The organism is Oleiphilus sp. HI0061, assembly GCF_001635675.1.
This window is the reverse complement of record NZ_LWFE01000290.1, coordinates 1-1,042: the sequence shown is the minus strand read 5'-3', so window position 1 is coordinate 1,042 and position 1,042 is coordinate 1. Positions and strand designations below refer to the sequence as shown.

At 45.2% G+C, this 1,042-nt stretch carries 1 protein-coding gene; it reads right to left on the bottom strand.

From position 1 onward, the window contains the following. Positions 1 to 1,042: Na/Pi cotransporter family protein (locus A3735_RS03730; RefSeq protein ID WP_197485646.1), on the bottom strand; the 1,042-nt coding region annotated here is incomplete at both ends.

Below are 1,042 nucleotides of genomic sequence, written 5' to 3'. Positions count from 1 at the left end.
TATTAAAACAGGCCAGATTTAACACCAATACACGGCTAAATAGATGAATTGACTCTGACTCCAGGGCCAAGAGGGATTCTTCCACTTCACCTTCTGGAATTGACTTGATATGGCAATTAATGGCACTGGTATCTTCTTTGAAGAGCCTTTCCAGCATGCGTGCAAATGCCCCCAAAAAGGGAATAAAGAGGCAAATACCAATTACATTAAAGGTACTGTGGAAGGCGACCAAACCAAGTAAAGGGTCTTCGACTTGGTAGACATCATTGATAATTTTCAACAGCAAAGGCAAACATAGGAGTGCCAATAAATCGGTGATCAGGTTGAAAAAGAAGTGCGCTGCTGCCACCTGCCTTTTAATTGGCGTTCCTTTTAAGGCACCGAGCATAACAGTGCCGGTGGTTCCTAGGTCTGCACCGATCACTAATGCCGCCGCTTGATCTAATCCAATTATTTGAGCATTAAGTGCACTCAAGGTGATCATCATTGTCGCGGAGCTGGATTGAATGATGGCCGTGAAGATAACGCCCACTAGAAAAAAAACAAAAATTCCATACTCTTTGAATATAGAGACATCGAAGCTTTGCGAAAAAGCCTCAATGCTATCTTTCATCAGCACCAAGCCCATCAGCAACAGCCCTAAGCCCATTAATAGGCGACTCATGTGACGGAGCTTTTTATCATCACCAAAGCTAACTAAACCTAAACACCCCAGACCCAGCATCGGTAGATAGAAAGCAGACAAACTGAGCTTAAAGCCCAAGGTTGCAACGATCCAGCCGGTAAACGTTGTTCCCAGATTAGACCCTAGAATGATCCCCAGCGCATTGCGCATATCGAGAATACCGGCCCCGACAAAGGCCAGCGTCATTAAGCCAACAACCGAACTGCTCTGCAGAATGGCTGTTGCGACCGTCCCACCTAGTATCGACTTTAAAGGATGAGTTGTATGCTTGCGCAGCATGACTTTCAAGGAACGACTGCTTAAAGCCTTCAAGGCCTTCTCTAGTTGATCAATACCAAATAGAAATACCCCGATTCC